The 18,140-nt window shown below is 62.0% G+C and carries 18 protein-coding genes; 7 read left to right on the top strand and 11 right to left on the bottom strand.

What is annotated here, in order from left to right; genetic code table 11:
* Positions 1–28 precede the first annotated feature (28 nt).
* Genes MLB1_RS06795 through MLB1_RS06770 form a run of 6 tightly spaced genes read left to right on the top strand, consistent with a single transcriptional unit; the run spans position 29 to position 6,201 of the window.
* A complete protein-coding gene (locus tag MLB1_RS06795) occupies positions 29–1,030 on the top strand; it encodes an alpha/beta hydrolase (protein ID WP_180748878.1) in 1,002 nt (333 codons plus the stop codon).
* A gap of 34 nt (positions 1,031–1,064) precedes the next feature.
* On the top strand, positions 1,065–1,922 hold the full coding sequence (locus MLB1_RS06790) for an SDR family NAD(P)-dependent oxidoreductase (protein WP_180748877.1): 858 nt from the start codon (positions 1,065–1,067) through the stop codon (positions 1,920–1,922).
* Entirely contained in the window at positions 1,919–3,469 is a 1,551-nt protein-coding gene (locus tag MLB1_RS06785) for an NAD(P)/FAD-dependent oxidoreductase (protein ID WP_180748876.1), read from the top strand. Before MLB1_RS06790 ends, MLB1_RS06785 begins: the two co-directional genes overlap by 4 nt.
* Before the next feature lie 26 nt (positions 3,470–3,495).
* Entirely contained in the window at positions 3,496–4,059 is a 564-nt protein-coding gene (locus tag MLB1_RS06780; RefSeq protein ID WP_371750564.1) for an SRPBCC family protein, read from the top strand.
* Between the two features lie 40 nt (positions 4,060–4,099).
* Complete coding sequence (locus tag MLB1_RS06775) at positions 4,100–5,671, top strand: NAD(P)/FAD-dependent oxidoreductase (RefSeq protein WP_180748874.1); 1,572 nt, start codon at positions 4,100–4,102, stop codon at positions 5,669–5,671.
* A 14-nt stretch (positions 5,672–5,685) separates the two neighbouring features.
* Positions 5,686–6,201 carry an SRPBCC family protein gene (locus MLB1_RS06770; protein WP_180748873.1) on the top strand — a complete coding sequence of 172 codons (516 nt, stop codon included), beginning with the start codon at positions 5,686–5,688 and terminating at the stop codon, positions 6,199–6,201.
* Here MLB1_RS06770 and MLB1_RS06765 read toward each other — a convergent pair whose 3' ends face one another.
* From MLB1_RS06765 to MLB1_RS06715, 11 genes are all read right to left on the bottom strand, one after another.
* On the bottom strand, positions 6,202–7,011 hold the full coding sequence (locus tag MLB1_RS06765; protein ID WP_180748872.1) for a hypothetical protein: 810 nt from the start codon (positions 7,009–7,011) through the stop codon (positions 6,202–6,204).
* Between the two features lie 3 nt (positions 7,012–7,014).
* Positions 7,015–7,803 (bottom strand): hypothetical protein, encoded by a 789-nt coding sequence (locus MLB1_RS06760; protein WP_180748871.1) that lies wholly within the window; start codon positions 7,801–7,803, stop codon positions 7,015–7,017.
* Positions 7,800–8,873 carry an MlaD family protein gene (locus tag MLB1_RS06755; protein WP_180748870.1) on the bottom strand — a complete coding sequence of 358 codons (1,074 nt, stop codon included), beginning with the start codon at positions 8,871–8,873 and terminating at the stop codon, positions 7,800–7,802. The genes MLB1_RS06760 and MLB1_RS06755 overlap by 4 nt, the downstream gene beginning before the upstream one ends.
* Positions 8,870–9,904: an MlaD family protein gene (locus MLB1_RS06750; RefSeq protein WP_180748869.1), complete on the bottom strand. Its 1,035-nt coding sequence runs from the start codon at positions 9,902–9,904 to the stop codon at positions 8,870–8,872. Before MLB1_RS06750 ends, MLB1_RS06755 begins: the two co-directional genes overlap by 4 nt.
* Entirely contained in the window at positions 9,901–11,148 is a 1,248-nt protein-coding gene (locus MLB1_RS06745) for an MlaD family protein (protein WP_180748868.1), read from the bottom strand. Before MLB1_RS06745 ends, MLB1_RS06750 begins: the two co-directional genes overlap by 4 nt.
* An 8-nt stretch (positions 11,149–11,156) precedes the next feature.
* Complete coding sequence (locus tag MLB1_RS06740; RefSeq protein ID WP_371750593.1) at positions 11,157–12,161, bottom strand: MlaD family protein; 1,005 nt, start codon at positions 12,159–12,161, stop codon at positions 11,157–11,159.
* Positions 12,162–12,175: 14 nt separating this feature from the next.
* A complete protein-coding gene (locus MLB1_RS06735) occupies positions 12,176–13,189 on the bottom strand; it encodes an MCE family protein (protein WP_180748866.1) in 1,014 nt (337 codons plus the stop codon).
* Positions 13,186–14,268, bottom strand: coding sequence for an MlaD family protein (locus MLB1_RS06730; RefSeq protein WP_180748865.1), 1,083 nt, complete (start codon positions 14,266–14,268; stop codon positions 13,186–13,188). The genes MLB1_RS06735 and MLB1_RS06730 overlap by 4 nt, the downstream gene beginning before the upstream one ends.
* 3 nt (positions 14,269–14,271) lie before the next feature.
* A complete protein-coding gene (locus MLB1_RS06725) occupies positions 14,272–15,150 on the bottom strand; it encodes an ABC transporter permease (RefSeq protein ID WP_180748864.1) in 879 nt (292 codons plus the stop codon).
* Between the two features lie 2 nt (positions 15,151–15,152).
* Positions 15,153–16,115: an ABC transporter permease gene (locus tag MLB1_RS06720; protein WP_180748863.1), complete on the bottom strand. Its 963-nt coding sequence runs from the start codon at positions 16,113–16,115 to the stop codon at positions 15,153–15,155.
* A gap of 349 nt (positions 16,116–16,464) precedes the next feature.
* The gene (locus tag MLB1_RS06715; RefSeq protein ID WP_180748862.1) at positions 16,465–17,124 is read right to left on the bottom strand and encodes a TetR/AcrR family transcriptional regulator; all 660 of its coding nucleotides are present in this window, start codon (positions 17,122–17,124) and stop codon (positions 16,465–16,467) included.
* Positions 17,125–17,416: 292 nt separating this feature from the next.
* Between MLB1_RS06715 and MLB1_RS06710 the strand changes: the two genes are divergently transcribed.
* Entirely contained in the window at positions 17,417–18,112 is a 696-nt protein-coding gene (locus tag MLB1_RS06710; protein ID WP_180748861.1) for a TetR/AcrR family transcriptional regulator, read from the top strand.
* The last annotated feature ends 28 nt before the right edge of the window (positions 18,113–18,140 follow it).

Genomic DNA, 18,140 nt, shown 5'->3' with positions numbered 1-18,140 from the left:
CCGTGCTGGAGATCACCGAGGAGTGTTGATGACGGCTGATGTGGTGCCGTTGCACCCGACCCGTGCGGAGTTCACGCGAGTTGAGCGGGGCTCGTTGACGGTTCTGCTCCGATTGGGGCGGTTGGGTATCCGGGTTTTCGTGTATCCGGTGATTGCCCTGTGGGCACGGTTCCCGGATCTACCGTGGCCATACCGGATCGTGGACCTCGCCGCCGTCGTGCTGCGGCCCGTACGGGGAGTGCGCCGTATGCGCATTCGACTCGAGCACTGCCAGGCCGAGCTGATGACCCCCATCCGTGGCCAATCCAGCGGTGCCGTCCTGTATCTGCACGGCGGTGCGTTCGTTGTCGGCGGCCTGAACACGCACCGGCGGCTGGTGTCGCGCATTGTCACGAGCGCGGGTGTTGCATCTCTAGCCGTCAACTACCGCAAGCTGCCAGACCACCCGGTTTCAGCTGCGGTGGAAGATGCGCTCGACGGATACCAGTACCTCATCGATAGGGGCTACCAGCCTTCGGAGATCGCCATCGCGGGGGATTCGGCGGGAGGCTTTCTCGGCTTGGTCACGGCTCTGGTCGCACAGGGCCGCGGGCTCGGCTCGCCGGGCGCCCTGGTGTGCCTTTCGCCTCTCGTTCAGCGCGACCCGGCCGCCAAGCTGGTGCTCGCCACACAATCCGATGACCCATTGTTCCCTCGTGCGGCGTTGACCGCCATGGAGCGGACCATGCTGTCCGCGGAAAAGAGCGCAGCAGGACTCGCGGTTCTCGACAGCTTCGTCGAGGCCAGCCCCGCTGTGCTGGCTTGCCTGCCACCGATGCTTGTTCAGGTGGGCAGTGATGAAATCTTGCGCCCCGATGCCGAATTCGCGGCTGCTCGGCTCGTCGCGGCCGGAGTGCCGGTCGAGTTGCAGATATGGAGGAACCAGGTGCACGACTTCCAGATCGCCGCGGACGTGCTTCTCGACGCAAGAGCCGCTGTTGGGGAGATCGCCGCATTTGTCAGGGCCCATGTTGGCCGGCAGGCCGCATGACGGGCACACGCACACACGTGTTGGGAGTACATGCATGAAGTTCACAGAGATTCCGATAGAGGGCGCGGTCGCATTGGTCACGGGGGGCGCTCGGGGTATCGGTCTTTCCGTCGCGCGCCAGCTTGCGCGTAAGGGCGCGCGGGTGGTGATCGCTGACCTCGACGGTGCTGCCGCCGAACAGGCTGCCCGTGAAATCGGCTCGGGTGCAAAAGGTGTCGCGCTAGATGTGACCGAGTTTGACGAGTATCTGCGCGTTGTGATCGAGGTTGAGGAGACCGTCGGCCCCGTTGACATTGTGGTGAACAACGCGGGGATCATGCCCGTAGGTCCCCTGTTGGAGGAATCCCGCGGCGTGGCGGAGGCCACGATGCGTGTCAACTTCTGGAGCCATTACATCTCCTATCAGGTCCTCGCGCCGCGGATGATCGCCCGGGGGAGAGGGCATTTCATCAACGTGACATCGGCCGCGGGCGCAATCCATTCGCCTGGCCTGGCGAGCTATGTCGCCTCGAAGCATGCTGCCACCGGCTTCGCGCGCAGTGCCCGCGAGGAGCTGGTCGGTACCGGGGTGACGATCTCGACGGTCATGCCGGCGGCCGTCCGGACACAGCTGGTGGACGGGATTCCCTTCAAGTGGTGGGAAAAGATCGGGATCATCCCGCCGGGATGGGTGGCACACGATGCGGTGAGGACCTTGTGGCACCGGCCCGCCGTGGTCGGTTCTCCGAGGGGTACGGTCCTCGCCCTCCGGCTGCAGCATCTCGTTCCCGAGTGGCTGTGGCTCCTCGGTAGGCGAGTCGTGGACGCCGACAGGACAGTTGGGCCTGTCGACCGGAGTGCTCGCAGCGAGTACGACGGCCGGATCGAGCGGCAGGTGCAGGCAGCCCTATGACCACCCCCGAGCATGAAACCGTCATCATCGGCGCAGGAATCGGCGGTCTGGGTGCCGCCATCGGGTTGAAGCGGGCCGGCCTCACCGACTTCGTCATCCTGGAGAGATCAGACGGAATCGGCGGTACCTGGTACAACAACCACTATCCCGATGTCGCCGTCGATGTCCCCGGGATCGTGTACCAGTTCTCGTTCGCGAAGAACCCCAACTGGTCCCGCACCTTCCCCAAGGGGCGCGAGGTGCAGCAGTACATCGCGGGCTTGGTGGACCAATACAGTCTGAACGACCATCTGCGGTTGGGCCATGAGGTCATGAAGCGAGTATGGGACGAGGACAATCACCTGTGGTGGCTTACCCTCGCCGATGGCCAGACCATCACGTCACGGTTTGTCATCACCGCCGTCGGTGCCTTCGTCGAGCCGAAGGTGCCGGACATCAGCGGTCTGGACTCCTTCGAGGGCAAGGTAATTCAATCCCAGAACTGGGACCATGATTACGTTCTGAAGGGTAAGCGGATTGCCGTGATCGGCACGGGGGCCACCTCGGTACAACTGATTCCGCAAATGGCGCGCGTGGCCTCGCATCTGGATGTGTACCAGCGCCGAGCCATCTGGGTCTTTGCCAAGCCCGACTTCCCGATACCGCGCATCGCCCGTTGGGCGTTGAAGCATGTGCCCGGTCTGCAGTCTCTGATCCGGGGGATCGCTGCGGCCGCGGTGGAGGTTGGTCTGGTGGCGATCACGGTGTACGGCAAGCAGATCGCGCCAATAACGCTAGTGCCGAACTGGGCGTGCCGGGCCTTCCTTTTCACGCAGGTCCGCGATCGTGAGCTCCGCAAGAAATTGACACCGCCGTATGGCTTCGGGTGTAAGCGCCCGAGTGTCTCCAACGTCTATTACCGAACCTTCACCCAGCCGCATGTGGATCTGGTTACCGACCCCATCGCGGAAATCACCCCGACTGGGATCATCACCAAGGCTGGTGTGCATCGGGAGATCGACGTCCTCGTGCTCGCCACCGGGTTTGAGATGTCTCAAAGTCCAGAGGTCTATCGCGCCCGTCCTGTCAAGGGGCGTAACGGGTTCGATCTCGCCGACTATTACGAGAACAACCGTGCCAGGGCGTACGAGGGCGTGACGATGCCTCAGCTGCCCAACACCTTCATGGTTTTCGGTCCGTTCGCGTGGAGCGGAAGCTCGTGGCATGTCATGGTAGAGAACGCGACCCGTATCGCAGTGCGGGTTATCACCGAGGCGCATAAGCGTGGTGCGACGGCCTTCGCGGTGACCGAAGAGGCCAACAACAGATTTTTTGAGTTCATCGCGCCCAAGGCGGAGTCGACGCTTATGCACGGGCGCGCCTGTGTCAACGCCAACTCCTATTACATCGACCGCCATGGTGATTTCTCATTCCTGCGTCCCACGACGGCCTACCAATCCACACGGGCCAGTAAGCGGTTCCCGCTCGAGGACTTCCGCTTCGAGCGGCCATCGGCCTCGGGAGAGGGCGGTACGGTCCTGAAAACAACTGCTGTCCAGGCGAACTAGTCGATTCACTTCGAAGAAGGAGACACGTGTCCATGCCATTGTTGCTCGGGATCGCAGCGGTGCTGGTGATCATCGGCGGTGTGATCGCGGCGGCAGTGCTCGGTGCGCTGGCATCCGGGACCAAGGGGCCACAGCGCTTCGAGGTATCAGGAGTCGGTCCCGATGTCGATGCCTACTTCGACAAGGGCGCCACCTGGGCTGCGACAGTGGAGACAACGGTTCCCGCTCCCGCCGAGCATGTGTGGCAACAGCTCAGCGCAGGTGACTATCTCGGTGTAGTGCCGTTTGTCACCGGGCCCCATATCGCAGGGCTCGACCTGAGTTACCGGGCTGTCCTTATCGCGCTCAGCGAGCGCATTGTCCGCAATGACCCGGCCAAAGAGCTTGTCGCCGTGGGGACAGGTTTGTCGATTCCCTTGTTATTGACATCTTTTGGGGAGCGCTGGGTCATCCTTTCGGAGGGGGCCAACACCAAGGTGCAGTGGACGGTGGCCTTGACACCGCAGTGGATTGGTTGGTTCCCGCTGCGCTGGACCGCTTTCGTGGTCCGCCCGTTCATGCGGGCAGTTCTCAAGATGGCGATTCGGTAGGCGGTTGAATCACATGTCCAGCTTCAGTGAGGAGTCCCATATGACGGCATCAACTCCCGATCATCACGTTGTCGTGATCGGTGCGGGTATCGGAGGTCTGTGCGCCGGTGTGCGTCTCCAACAGGCGGGTATCGAGGATTTCGTGATCCTCGACCGGGCCGCGGATTTGGGTGGGACGTGGCGCGACAACGTATACCCGGGTATCGCGGTCGACATCCCGTCGGTGATTTATCAGTTCCCGTTCTTCCGTAACCCACAGTGGTCCCGCGTATTCGCCCCGGGCGCCGAGGTGCAGGCGTATCACCAGCGGACTGCCGAAAGGTTCAATCTGAGGCCGCACTTCCGCTTTGGTGTCGAGGTGCGCACCGAAGAGTGGGACGAGGAGAACCATTACTGGCGCCTGATTCTCGCCGATGGCGCGGTGATCACCGCGCGGTTCGTGATCTCCGCGATCGGCCCCTTTTTCGACCCGAAGCAACCCGGTATCAAGGGTCTTGATGACTTCACGGGCACCCGGGTAACGCCGGTGCAGTGGCTGCCCGAGCACGATGTGCGGGACAAGCGGGTGGCGGTGATAGGCACCGGAGCCACCGGTGTTCAGCTATGCGGCGCGATAGCGGACGACACCGAATCGCTCGTGGTGTTCCAACGGACACCCGTCTATTGCATCCCCAAACCCGATTTCCGGATCCCGGTGATTGCCCAACGGGCACTGCGTATCCCGGGGCTTTTCTCGGTGATCGAGTGGGGAGCCCTGTTGGGCGGCAGCCTCGGGCTGTGGTTCATGATCCACACCCCGGGGGCCGTTATGCGGCCGCTGATGCGGGCCTTCGACCGTGCCGGCCGTGCACTGTACGGCGCGTATTTGCGTGCTGTGGTCCGCGATCAGAACGTGGCCCGCGAGCTGCTCCCGTCTTTCGGGCCGTTCGGGAACCGCCCGACACTCAACTCCGACTTCCCGAGGGTTTTCAACAAACCGCACTGCTCGCTGGTCACCACCCCGATCGCCGAGGTGGTGCCCGAAGGAGTCCGGACCACCGACGGGACCGTCTATGAGGCGGACTTTCTCATCACGGCAACGGGTTTCGACCTGTTCTCCGAGCCGGCCTCGTACAAACGGGGGCGTGTCGTCGGAGCCGGGGGGAAGGACCTCGGCGACTTCTTCAATGCCCGCGGGATGCAGGCGTATGAAAGCGTTTCGATCACCGGCTTCCCGAACCGCTGGATTATCGTCGGGCCGTATTCCTGGACCGGCAACGGCGGATGGCACGGGCTCGCCGACACTGCCGTGACCCACATTATCCGCGCCATCTCGCTCGCGGGTGAACGCCGAGCCACGCGCATGGAGGTACGGCAGGAGGCGCTGGATCGGTTCCACCAGAGCATGCTGCGCAATGGTCGCAACCTGAAGTACTACTTCACCGAACTCAATAACAATGTGCGGTCGTACTGGAAAAACGCCGACGACGACGTCCCGCTCCTGCGGCCCACCACGACGCTGCAGGCGCGTCGGGCGGCGCGGAAATTCCCCGCCGATGACTACGCATATGGACAGCGCCTTGCGAATGCCGATTCTGCTGCAGCCGTGGATCGTTCGCAGGCAACTGTTTGAGGGTGAGCCGGCCGATGCTTGCACCCAAGTTTTCCGTCTCCATGGCGGACGATTCCGCGTTCGAATCGGCGGCCATCGTGCTGCACACGTCGCACACCTTCAATGCGCCTATTGACCGGGTGTGGGCAGCGCTGGATGGTGACCGTGCCTGGTCCTGGCTCCCGTTCGGTTGCGGTGTGCGCTACGACGAACCGGAACGGCGTGTTGGCATGGAGCGGGAGATGGGCACGGTCTCGGCGCCATGGCGGTTTCTGTGGATCCAACGGGAGAGGTTCTGGCGGTATGAGCCGCCGCATCGCATCACCTACTCCGCCGTGGCGGGCAGCTGGCCATTGCTGGGGCTGTGGGCCGAGGACTACGTGCTCACCAGCATTCCCGATGGCTGCACGCTTGACTGGACCGTTGCGATAACCCCGCGCTTTGTGTCCTGGCTGCCGCTGCATTGGCTGCAGCCCCTCCTCCGAGTGGTTTTCACCTGGGGGCTACGTCCGGGCTTGCGGTCACTCATCAAGCTGCTGGACACCCGCTAGCTAGCGGCCCTGGACGCGGCGGTTGGTCTCCACCCGCTCGGCACCGGGCCAAATCGATTTGGCTGCAGGCGAATCACAGAACACGGTGGAGTCCTGCCAGTCCATGTCGATGGCGCCGAGGCCAGCTTGCTTGTGCACCATGCAGCTTGCGGTGAGCACCTTGCGGGTGTCCGGGTCCACTTCTTCGGCAGTCATCGTCAGGGTGATGATGTGGGTGTACCCGGCCGCGGTGGGTAGGTAGAAGTCGAGGTCGCGGCTGGAGAATGCGCCGCTGTTGACCACGACGTAGCCGTCGCCGCTGGGGTAGATGGCCTGTCCGAACATCTGAACCCGCTCGAAGTGGGTTGTCTGCTTCTCGGCGCGCCACACCGAAAACCGGCTGTTCACAGCGCCGTTCATGACACGGGTGGCGATCGGAATGATCATCTCGTCCCGGCCGTCCCCGTCGATGTCCTGTAAGCCGACCGGCGCGGGGCTGGACGGCTCCAGCAGTTCGTTGGCCTCTTGCAACTTTTTGCCGGAGGCGTCCTTGATGGTGACCTTGACCGACAGCGGCGGATAGTCGGGGGCGTCGTTGTTATCGGGGAGCGGTTTCCAGTACTCGACATCAAAGGTGATTCCCGTGCCGTCGGCGGCCGACAGGCGGCAATCCGTATGTGCCATAGAGCGCTCCGGGACGATCATCGTGGCTCTGCTGGGGCAGGGCGGCAATGCCGCCCGTGCCACGGCAACCGGGTGGATCGCCTGCGCCGAAGCGAGCAGGGCAGCCGCGGCGATGCCAGCGCCCAGACCATGCATACGTCGGAGCATTGCCTACTTCTGACCGGGAAGCGTCGGCAGCGGCGGAAGGCTAGGAGCGGGCACCTTGCCGGGCGCCGGGGCCAGCTCCTCGGGAAGCAGCTTCTGGTCGCCGGGATGCATGATGGTGCCGGTGGAGCTGGCATTCTTGGGGCCGATATCGGTCACCTGCCATCCGTCACCGTCTTTTTTGACGGTGATCTGCAAGACCAGCGTGGTGGCCCGTGGCTCCGGATTCTGCACGTTTCGGGTGGTCTGCCGGGTGGTGACCACAACCTGGTAGATGCCGTTCTGTTGCGCCACCGCATCCGAGGCGATGATCTCGCCCTTGGACGTCACCTGCGCCTGCAGCATGATGGCCTTGAGGAGCTTCTCGGCATCGCTGTACTTGCTCTGAAGCGGCTCGGCGGCACCTTCTTTGACGTTCTTGAAGAACTTCTCGGGATCTTCGTAGCTGTAGGTGAGCGACTTCATCGCGTATGCGGATGCCGCATCGGTGGCCGCGGTGCGTTCGGTATCGCCTGCGCGGGTAGCGGCGAGGGTGTCGGACAACTTCTGGTATTGCCAGATCCCGAGAACAGCTCCGAGGATGCCCACGGCGAGCAGGCCGATGGCAAACCACTTCCAGATATTGGCGCCGCTGTCCGGTGTATCCGTATCGGATTCGTTTTCAACGACTTTCGAACGCTTTGCGGGCTTCTCTTTGGCCTTCGCAGGGCCCTCGGTTGCCTCGTCGGTGGTCTCCGAGAGTTCCTCGGGATCTGCGTCATCCAGAGTGAGCTTGCGCTCGTCGATGTCGGTCATGATCCGGGCCTTCCTGCTGTCGCTGTGTGTGGCGCCGCGGTTGTTGTGGGTGCGGCTGGTTGTGATCCTGGTGGGGCGGGTTTGGCTGCTGCCGGGGGTGAGTCGGGCTGTGGCGACTCGGGCACGCCGAGGTGGACTCGTACTCCGCCCTGGTTGTTGAATGTCGAATCCCAAAAGTCCAGCCAGTGCCCGGCGTCCAACTTGATATCGCGTAGCGGAGCGACGATCGGCTCGAGGACCGTCACGAATTCCGAGAGCGGTTCAGATAGGGCATTGACATAGTCGAAGAGCTTGTCCACGAGGTCGGTCAGCGGCTTCCCGTCGCCCATGCCGGCTTCGACGAGCGGTTCGAGCTTCTCGATCACCTTCACCAGGGCCACCAGGCCGTCCATGCTGGCCGGGACGGTTTTGGCGGATTGCTTCATGATCTCGCCGGCACGGATATCCCCGAGACCGTTAGTCAGGGTCGACGTATTGCCGATCAGCTGTGCCAGGTAGTGCTTGTCATCCTTCACCATCTGCGCGAATAGACCTGCGGTGGTGGCTAACTGGTCGATGGTCTTGGTGTTGTCCATGATTCCCGCCGCCACGTTGTTGAGCGTGATCTCCAGGTCGTCGGCGTTCATGGCCTGTATGAGCGCGTTGCCCTTCTGCAGCAGATCGCTCACGGTGTATACGGGCGCTGCCTTCGAGGCGGGGATCACGGCGCCGTCGCTGTAGTACGGGGGTTCGATACGAACGGGTTTGAACTCCACATACTGTTCGCCCGCGGCCGAGAGGTTCTGGACGCTCACCTGGCTGTCGACGGGGATGGGATAGCCGCTGTCGAGGGCCATCGATACTGCCAAACCTGTGGGGGTGGCTTGAATGTCGGTGACCCGACCCACCTTGATTCCCCGCAGTGTGACCTGAGAGGTGGACATCAATCCACCCGAACTTTCCAGCATGAGCGTCATGCGATGGGTCTTGTTGGTGGAGGCGATGTCGAGTACACCAAACGCCATATAGACGGCGCCGACAAGCGAGATGATCGAGAGCACCGCGAGGGTGACCAGCACGTTGAGCCTCATCGCACCAGTCCCATCGTCTGCATGTTGCGAATGACCGAATCGGCACGTTCCCCGGGGCTGACACCCAATGTGCCATCGGGGGTTTGAATATCGGTGACGGTGTACTTGGGGCCGCCATCCTTGAAGAAGGGGATGATTCTGTCGCGGATGGTGCGGACCATCTTGTCGCCGAGCACCGGGACGGTGGTGTCGGTGGTCGAGGTGGTGTGGATGAACGGGGTGAGGTACGAGAGGATCTGCATGAGGTTGGGGTAGTCCAGGATCTCTCCGACCTCCCGCCCGAGTTGTGCACCGTTGATGATCAGATCGCTCAGGCTCAGTACCACTTTGGCCAGTGCGGGCAGCTTGGTCGGGCCCTCGGCAAGCAGCCGCCGAAATGTTCCCTTGTTGGCCCGGAACGACTCGCTGATGGTTTGCATGTTGGTCAGGATCTTGTTGAGGGTGTCCTGGTTGTTGGACAGATCATTGACCATTCCGGCAAGCGAACGATGGATGCGGTCGAGCTCCTCCGGTGGGGGAAAGGAACTGTTCATATTGGCCACCGTGGTCTGCATCGTGTTGAGGCTGCCTCCGCCGATCAGGTTCGACATGGACCTCATGAGGTCCTCCACATTCGCGGCCGGGACCGTATCGGCCAGCGCGATGGTGTCGCCGTCCTTGAGGTGGGCGGGGGCGGGATCGGTGGGCGAGATCATGGCGATGTAGATATCGCCGAGCACGGTGGCCTGTCGGAGCTCGGCCTTGACGTTCTGCGGGAATGTGGCGCTGCCATCGACATCGATATACGCGACCGGAGTGGTGCCCCTGAGCTCCACCCGATCCAGCAGGCCCACCTGTACGCCGCCGGAGTCGACCTTTGCCCTTCCGGGCAGGTTCAGCACGCTGGAGAACTCGATCTTGAGGCGGTAGGTGTCCTTGGGGATGTAGGCGCCGGGCATGGGCATCTTGGTGGGGTCCAGGGCCTCGGTCGAACACGCCGGGACCACGGTGAATGCCGTGGCGAAAAGGATGATCAGTAGGCGTCGAATCATGACAGTGCCGCTCCCATGATCAGGTTGGTCAAACCGAGGGTCACTGGGTCCGACGCGGTGCCGGGTGCACACGCCGCCTGGGATCCGGGGGTGTTCCGGTCCCGCAGATTTTGGCAGATGGCGCTGGCCTGCTCCGGCGAGATGGCAACGCGCGGAGGAACATAGGTGACGTTGTGGGTCTTCGTGTTGGGCAGGTAGATGTCATCGGCCAGCCAATTGATCACTGGTGGCAAGGTGCTGAAGAACGTGAGGATATGCGGGGTGTAGGCGTTGAGGATGTCGCGTACCCAGGGCACGATCTTGTCGAAGAGGTTCTTGTATATCCGGCCGGCGGCGCGCTGCACCATGCCGTTCACCGTGGGAAGAACGGTGGTGAGGTAGTCAAGGCCGATAGCGAAGTTGTCCGATATGCCCGCGATCAACCGGGCGACATCGGGGAGCACCTTGACCACGCCCGCGAACTCGTTCCAGTACTGCAGCCAGTTCGAGGTGACGATGGCGCTGTTCTCGAAAAGCTGACGGTAGTCGGCGTCGGCCTTGTACGGATCTCCCACCATGGCGGTGAGGTTGTTGAGCATCTCTCTGAATCCGGGGCCCACGCCGTCAAGTGATCGGGCGGCTCCCTTGAGGGTCTTGTTGAGCGCCTGCACGCCCGGCGAATTCGCCGGATCTTGGCCGGGGGCTGCCTGCATCAGGGTGTCTGCAAGTTCGCCGATGGCGGAGAACGATTCGGTGACGGTCACCGGTGTTCTGGTGTTTTCCAGTGAGATGCATTGGTTTCCGGCAAATTTGGGGCCCTCGCTCCACGACCGGGTGAGTTCGATACTGCGATTGGTGATCACCGATTGTGAATAGCTCGCCGCCCCCACATCGGCAGGCAGGTCCATGTCATTCGGAATCTCGAAGTCGACCTCGACGTGGTCGGGCTTGTTGGTGACCGCTGACACCGTCCCGATCTCGACACCGAGAAGCAGGACCTTGTTTCCCTTGTACAGCCCGGACCCGTCGCGGAAGTCCGCGCAGAGCGATCTGGTGTTGTCCAACAACGGGATATGGGCATTTCCCAGGTAGGGCATCACCATATTCTTGACCGCAGGAAAGACGGTGCGAGCGCCGAAGATTCCGGCAACTGCCACCACCACAACAAGCACCACACCGATAGCGGTCACCAGGCCCGCCCGCGCACCAGGGCGCATGCCGGCGAGGCGAGTCAGGATGTTCTGGACAAATGCTGGCTGTGTCATCAAGGGCCTCAACAGAACCTGAAGAAGTGGGGTAGACAGACGTCTTGTCCGGGGATTACCCGGTCGTTCTCGTTGACAGTGATGCCGTTGCCGCTGAGCATGGGTAGCACGACCCCGACGAGTTGGCCCCACTGTTCGGCGGCCTTACCGAGCTTCTCGGGATATTTGGTGAGAGTGTCGACGATGTCGTCCAGTCCGTTGAGCATGGGCTCGTAATCACGTGCGTACGCGGTGGTGAATCGGTTGACAAGCCGGAGGAGCTCCCGCAACAGGGCGAAGACCTCGATCAGATCGGTCGTGCTGCTGCTGTATTTGGCGCCGAGTTTGGACAGCATGGTGACGATCTTGGCGAGTTGCTCCTTGCCCGTCTTGAAGGCTCGGAGGTACTCGTTCGCGTAGTTCAGGGTGGCGTGGAAGTCCTCGGTGGTCGGTGCAAGTGCGCTGACGAGTGATTGAGACGAGTTGAAGAAGTCACGTAAACCGTTGGGATACTTGTCAACTGCGTTTGCGACTTCCATCAGGCTGTCGTGGATGACCTTGGCGTCCACCTTCTTGACCACGGGCGTGAACTTCTGGAACAGCTCATTGATCTCGAAGGGGATGCTGGTGCGCTCGGGCGGAATCGGGGTACTTCCCAGCGGGGTGGAGCCTTCGGGGTAGAGGGCCACATAGTGCCCACCCAGCGGGGTGAGCATCCGGATATCGACACGTGAATCGGATCCGACCGGCACCGAGTGATCCACCGTAAAGGTGGCCTCTACCAGCGATTTATCGATGCGTACGCTCGACACCTTGCCCACCGAGATACCGGCGATCCGGACGTCGTCGCCGGCGCGCAGCCCACCCGAGGCCCGAAGGTGCAGCGCGTAGGTCTTCATGCCACTCGTATTGACGAATGCCACTCCGGTGGCGGCCAGTATCGCGACGATGACAAGGACTCCGATGAGTCCGTTGCGTCGATTACGCTTGGCCGCCCCCTGCTCATCGAGGATCGGACGGTTGCTCGCGAAAATTCGCGTGAGGGCGTTCACTTACACACCACCAGATCCTGATTGGCGAAGGACACCTCACCGATTCCGGGCATCTTCACCACACCGTTCTTGCACTCGAAGGCGGTGGGCGGTGCGGTCTTCTCCTCGATCAGTGCGTCGCGCATGCCCTGCACGAGGTCGGGAATCAGAGACAGCCCCGCCATGATGGTGGGCGTTCCCGGGGTGGTGCGGCTCGCCACGTCATACAGGGGCAGCTGGGCGCCGTCGACGGTGTTCTCGATGTACCGCAGCATGCTGATGGCTCTGCGCAATATCGGCAGTGCATCCTTGCCGGCCCTGTTGAATTCATCGGCCTGTTTCTCGAACGGGGACAGCACATCGTTGAGATCGTTGACCAGATAGAACAGCTGGTCGGAGGTGCCGCCGAGATCCTTCGAGATATCACCGAGATTGGTGATGATGGCCTGCAGGGCCGCCTGGCGGTCTACCGAGAGTTTGAGGACGGCATCGATATCGCGCAGGATCGGCCCTATTCCGCGCTCGTCACCCTGGATGAGCTGCAGGATGTTCTCGGTCAACCTATTGAACTGGGCGGGGTCCAACGTTTGGAATATGGGCCGGAAACCGTTGAACAGCTTGGCGATATCGAATGACGGGATGGTCTGCCCGAGCGGTATCGTCGAGCCGGCCGCCAGGGGTGCGCTGGGTGCTGGTGCCTGGGCGATCTCGACGTACCGCTGACCGACCAGCGACTGATACCGGATCGCGATGGTGGTGTTCTGGTACAGCGGATGGTCCGTCAGCACATTGAATGTCACCCGGGCGTTCTTGCCGTCGAGATGAATTCTCTCGACCTTGCCGACCTGCACTCCCGAGATGCGCACGTCGTTGCCAATGATCAACCCCGAGGCGTCGGTGAACAACGCGTCGAAACGTCGAACCGGACCGTTGACGGGTGTGCGCAGGGCGTTCACGATGATCAGGGTCAGTACTACTGCCACCGCGACCGTCGCGGTGAGGCCGGCAATCAGAAGTGCGATCCGCTTCATCGCTGTCCTCCAGAGGTTGGCCCGGGCAGGGGTCCGGCAGCTGCCGAAGCGGCCCGGCCATCGGGCGCCGTCGGCATTGCCGCGGCGAGTCCCGGCGCGGTGTCCATGATCAGTTGGACGTTGAGGCGCACCTTGCCGTCGTCGACGGGGAATGCAGCGGTTGTCCGGTCGAGCAGGCCGTTGAGCCTGTCGTACGCCGGAGCGAGGCTGCCCAGGAAGTAGGCGGATGGAATAGTCAGATCCAAGAGCGACCGAACCAAGGGAACGATCCAATCGTTGTTGTTGTGAAGTCCGTCGCCAACCCCTTTGAGTAGGTTCGTCAACGAATCGATTGCGGCGGTAGCCCGTTCGGTGTCACTCGGAGCAACCATGAAGGTGAGGCTGTCGAGCAGCTTGTTGGTGGACCCGATGACGGGGACAAATTCGTTGGTGCCCTCGATCAATGAAGCCATGACCCCGAGCGTTTGGGAGAAGGGCACTGTCTGAGAATCGGCGATCATCGCGAACAAGTCCCAGAAGGATTTCACGACCGGGCCGGTCAGGTCGGCGTGCCGCTCGAATGTTGCGATGATCGCGTTGAATTCGCGGCTGTCCAGGATTGAGCCCAGCCGCTGACCCATTCGGAGGAATCCGGTGATGGATGCGGCCTCGACGTCACTGCTGATCTCCAGCACCCCACCGGGTTTCAGCGGTTCGCCGACACCGTTACTGACGAGCTCAACGGCGGCGGTGCCGAAGATGTTCGACGAGGTGAATCGCGCCTTGGTGTCCGCCGCGAGCGCCTTGGCTTGTCGGCCATCGAGGGTCACCGTCATCCGCTGCTTGTTGTACCCGGTGGTCTGCAGGGACTTGACCTTGCCAATGTTGTACCCGCGGTACTTCACCTCACCACCCGGACCCATGCCCTCTCCGATGGTGTTGGTGATGAGGGTGAGCTCGAAGGGCTCGCCATAACTGCCGATACCGGACTGGTAGAGCGAGTAGCCGCAGGCTGCGACCACAAGTGTCACGGCAAGCCCGCGCACCTTGAGAGCGCCCGGACCTGCGGACCGTCCGCTCGGATCTTTATAGATGGCCACGCGTTACCCCGATATCTGAATTCCAGGATTGTTGCCCCAGAAGAGCAACGTGAGGAGCATGTCGACGAGGACGATCGCGACCAGGGAAGCCCTGATGGCGCGACCGGAGGCCATACCCACGCCCTCTGGTCCGCCGCCCGCGTAATAACCCTGATAGCACTGGATGGCGATGATGATCACGACGAACACCACGGCCTTGATCACCGAATAGAGCACATCTATCGGATGGACGAACGAGTCGAAATAGTGCTTGTACACGCCCTGCGACTGGTTATGGACGAAGAACACCATGAAGGCGCAGGAGCCGTAGGCCAGTAGCAAGGTCAGTATGTACAGCGGAACGATGATGATGATTCCGGCGATCACGCGGGTGGTGACTACGAACGGGATGGATCGGATGCCCTGCGCTTCTAGTGCGTCGATCTCCTCGGAGATACGCATGGCCCCGATCTCGGCGGTCATGCGGCATCCCGCCTGAGCGGCGAACCCGATGGCGGCGATCATTGGGGCCATTTCCCGGGTGTTGACATAGGCGGAGATGAATCCGGTGAGCGAGCCCATCCCCACCATGTCCAGGGTCGAGAAGCCCACGATGCCGACCGACGCGCCGACCGCGATCCCCATGAAGACCAGGACGCCGATGACCCCGCCCCCGACGATGATCGAGCCGTTGCCCCAGGTCATATCGACGAGCAGGACGCCGGTTTGGCGTCGGTAACGCTTGATGGTCTGCGGTATGGCGGCCAGCACCAAGCCGACGAAGGTGATCTGGTGGCCGAGATACTCGGCGGAGCCACCCGCGCCCTTGGTGAAGTTCCAGATGGACCGCGCGACGGGGGGCAGTTCGTCGGGGAAGTACCGGGAGGGACGGGAGGTGGCCACTCTCAGCCCACCTTCGACGGCATGAACATCGCGACGATTTGAGTGATCACGGTATTGAGCACCATGACCGTGACCACACCGATCACTACGGTGGCGTTCACCGCATCGGCGACTCCCCGCGCGCCCCCCTTGGCTTCCAGGCCGCGCTGACAGGCGACGAGGATGACCACCACGCCGAACAGCCAGGTCTTGAGAACCGCGACGGTGACGTCATTGACGTTCGCGAACGCGGCGAACGAGGACAGGTAGCTGCCGGGGGTACCGCCTTGAAAACCGACGTTGACCAGGTAACCGGCGAAGATCCCGACGAAGATGATGAAGATGCACAGCAGCGGTGAGACGAACAGGATCGCCGCCAATCTCGGGGTCACCAGGCGCTGAATGGGGTTGACTCCCATGACACGCATGGCGTCGACCTCTTCCCGGATGCTTCTGGCGCCGAGGTCGGTGGCGACCGCCGAACCTGCTGCGCCACCGAGGAGTAGGGCGGCGACGATGGGCGCGCCTTGCTGGATGACGCCCAGACCACCGGCAGCACCGGAGATGGAAGATGCTCCGACCTGCGAGATGATGCTGCCCGCCTGCACAGCGACGATCACACCGAAGGGGATCGACACCAGGATCGCCGGAACAACCGTGACCGTCAGGATGAACCAGGACTGAATGACGGTGTCTTGCCACGGGTGCCGTAGGCGGACGATGTCGCTCACTAGAAACGCGAAGGACTGCGCCACCAGATCGACATAGCGGCCCAACGTTTTCAGCATCGAATCGGTTTGGGAGACCACATATTCGACGGGGCGCCGGACAAGTCGAGGGGCCCGATCGAGTAGCTGGAAGCCGCCGCCCGATCCCGAGGAGTCCGGGCTGTCGACGGTGGATTTGCTGCCGTATTCAACATCGGGGGATTGGCCCCAGTCGTCCGCGACGGACTCTGGGTGTGCCTCGGCCGCTATTTGACTCATGGCTGAGTTCAACAACGGCTCCTTTGGCTTTGCATTTCAGGGCTGACCTCGATGGACAGACCGTCTAATGGACAGCTGTGTAACAGTGGGTATCTAGTACCCCACATCACAGTCGGTGGCTTAGTGTGGTGTAGGTCATGGTCCCTGTCAAGCGCGGGGTCACCACGTTGATCAGGTTGCAGCATGTGTCTATACCTATAGATATGCGACGCGTCCCTGTCGGAACGCTGTCATGACGAGGCTGTCGGAGGTCCCCCGACCCGGCCTCTCAGCAATTCACTGGCTCAGCGGTCAGTTTATTGGCTAGAGCAGAGGCTAGCGGAGGATCGGCGTCTGGGGACGCGTTTTGTCAAGAATTTGCGAGACTTGGCGGACTGGTGGTCGCGGACCGGACTAGCTCGATGAATGACCTGATGTAGTCCTCGCGCGCCTCGCTGCGCAGCTCCCCCCGGATTGCCTTAAGGATGGCCGCCATCGAGAGGCCGGTGATGGCGTGTGCGAGGAAGGGGACGTCGACGGGGGTGGTGATGGCGCCATCGTCGATGGCCTGCTCAATGATGGTGATGTTGATGGCCTCGATGAGGTCGAGCATGCCGAACATGCGTTTGGTCATTGCCGTATCGAGCAAGCCTTCACGCAGGATGACCTGCGCGATCTCTGGGTTGTGATCCAGACTGTCGAACAGCCGGGTGAACACGGTGTAGAGATGCTGCTCCAGGTGACCGGTGGTGCCCTGCAGGTCACTGGTGTCGTTGACGGTCGTGACCATTCTCTGGAAATAGCTGTCGATCACGGCATCGAGCGCATCGCGTTTGGTGTCGAAGTACAGATAGAACGTGCCTCGGCCAACGCCCGCGCGACGAGTGATATCGGTGATGCTGGCCTTGTGATAGCCCTTCTCTGCGAACTCCTGGGCGGCTGCTTCGGTGAGGGCGCGCAAACGCTCGCGAGCGCGCTCCGGGTCGGGCGGGCGGCCCGGCCCTCTACGCTCGCCATTGGTGCTAGCCACGGGCATCACAGTAACCATTCCTGGCTAAGAAGTTGGGAAAGATCCGAAGTCGCCGCGAATCATTCGGGCGCTATCACAAGCCTTCACTTTAACTGAACGTAAGACCAATTTAATACTCCCTGGTCAATTACTTCTAGTGTTGATCATAATCTTTAGGGGTCAACTGACCGTGTCGGCGTCACAGGTTTGCTAAGAGTTCGGCGGGTACCGGTGTGCCGATGTGTTCTATGGGAGCCCGGCGCGCGGATGTACCTGCGGACGGTGCGGTGCGCGTGAATTCGGGGTCTACGATGTGGGCGTGTCAACGCAGGTGTATCCAGGTCGAGGCCTTCCCGAGCCGACCGGTGATGCGCGCGTCGACCGGTGGCGTGAGCACCGTGCCAAGGTGCGTGCTGAATTGGTCGAGGCGACACTGCAGGCGATCGATGAGAACGGTCCTGACCTATCGGTGGACGATGTCCTGAAGGCGGCGGGCATCTCCCGGCCGAAGTTGTATCGATTCTTCACCGACAAGGAAGCACTGTTCGCGGCGGTGGCGATGCGCGTTCAAGAACTAGTCGCCGAGCGCGTGGTGTCGAGTATCGATCTCTCTGTGTCTCTGCTCGAGGTATTCCGCTCGGCAATGGCGCAATACGTGGACCTGGTGGACGAACGCCCCAACCTGGTCAGGTTCTTGTTGAGTGTTCAGTTCGCCAATGCGACATCCCTCATCGAGAACGGCCGGCCGCTGTCCGATGCCATTGCCCAGCTGGTGAGGTCTGTTTTCAGTGCGAAGGGCGGCAATGCCGACCACATCGAGTACGTGATTGACGCGATACTGGCTTCGACTGGAGTCGCGGTGCTGCGCTGGTTTGACGAGCCAACCATCAGCAAGGAAGTGCTTGTGGATGAGTTGGTCGTGTATGTGTGGGGCGGACTGTCGGCTTCGGCCAAGGCGCGTGGTGTGGAGCTGCGCCCGGACGATCCCATCGCTGTTGTTGCCGACTAGCCTCTGAGCCTTCGCTACGAAGGCGCTT

Source organism: Mycobacteroides sp. LB1, from assembly GCF_013449725.1.
Classification (GTDB): Bacteria; Actinomycetota; Actinomycetes; order Mycobacteriales; family Mycobacteriaceae; genus Mycobacterium.
Note: the sequence above shows the minus strand (reverse complement) of the source record. Positions and strands in the feature narration are given on the sequence as shown.

What these genes read in the sequence shown, in the direction of transcription:
- MLB1_RS06795 (WP_180748878.1), top strand. Translation starts at nt 29, where the DNA reads ATGACGGCTGATGTGGTGCCGTTGCACCCGACCCGTGCGGAGTTCACG.
- MLB1_RS06790 (WP_180748877.1), top strand. Translation starts at nt 1,065, where the DNA reads ATGAAGTTCACAGAGATTCCGATAGAGGGCGCGGTCGCATTGGTCACG.
- MLB1_RS06785 (WP_180748876.1), top strand. Translation starts at nt 1,919, where the DNA reads ATGACCACCCCCGAGCATGAAACCGTCATCATCGGCGCAGGAATCGGC.
- MLB1_RS06775 (WP_180748874.1), top strand. Translation starts at nt 4,100, where the DNA reads ATGACGGCATCAACTCCCGATCATCACGTTGTCGTGATCGGTGCGGGT.
- MLB1_RS06770 (WP_180748873.1), top strand. Translation starts at nt 5,686, where the DNA reads ATGCTTGCACCCAAGTTTTCCGTCTCCATGGCGGACGATTCCGCGTTC.
- MLB1_RS06765 (WP_180748872.1), bottom strand. Translation starts at nt 7,011, where the DNA reads ATGCTCCGACGTATGCATGGTCTGGGCGCTGGCATCGCCGCGGCTGCC.
- MLB1_RS06760 (WP_180748871.1), bottom strand. Translation starts at nt 7,803, where the DNA reads ATGACCGACATCGACGAGCGCAAGCTCACTCTGGATGACGCAGATCCC.
- MLB1_RS06755 (WP_180748870.1), bottom strand. Translation starts at nt 8,873, where the DNA reads ATGAGGCTCAACGTGCTGGTCACCCTCGCGGTGCTCTCGATCATCTCG.
- MLB1_RS06750 (WP_180748869.1), bottom strand. Translation starts at nt 9,904, where the DNA reads ATGATTCGACGCCTACTGATCATCCTTTTCGCCACGGCATTCACCGTG.
- MLB1_RS06745 (WP_180748868.1), bottom strand. Translation starts at nt 11,148, where the DNA reads ATGACACAGCCAGCATTTGTCCAGAACATCCTGACTCGCCTCGCCGGC.
- MLB1_RS06735 (WP_180748866.1), bottom strand. Translation starts at nt 13,189, where the DNA reads ATGAAGCGGATCGCACTTCTGATTGCCGGCCTCACCGCGACGGTCGCG.
- MLB1_RS06720 (WP_180748863.1), bottom strand. Translation starts at nt 16,115, where the DNA reads ATGAGTCAAATAGCGGCCGAGGCACACCCAGAGTCCGTCGCGGACGAC.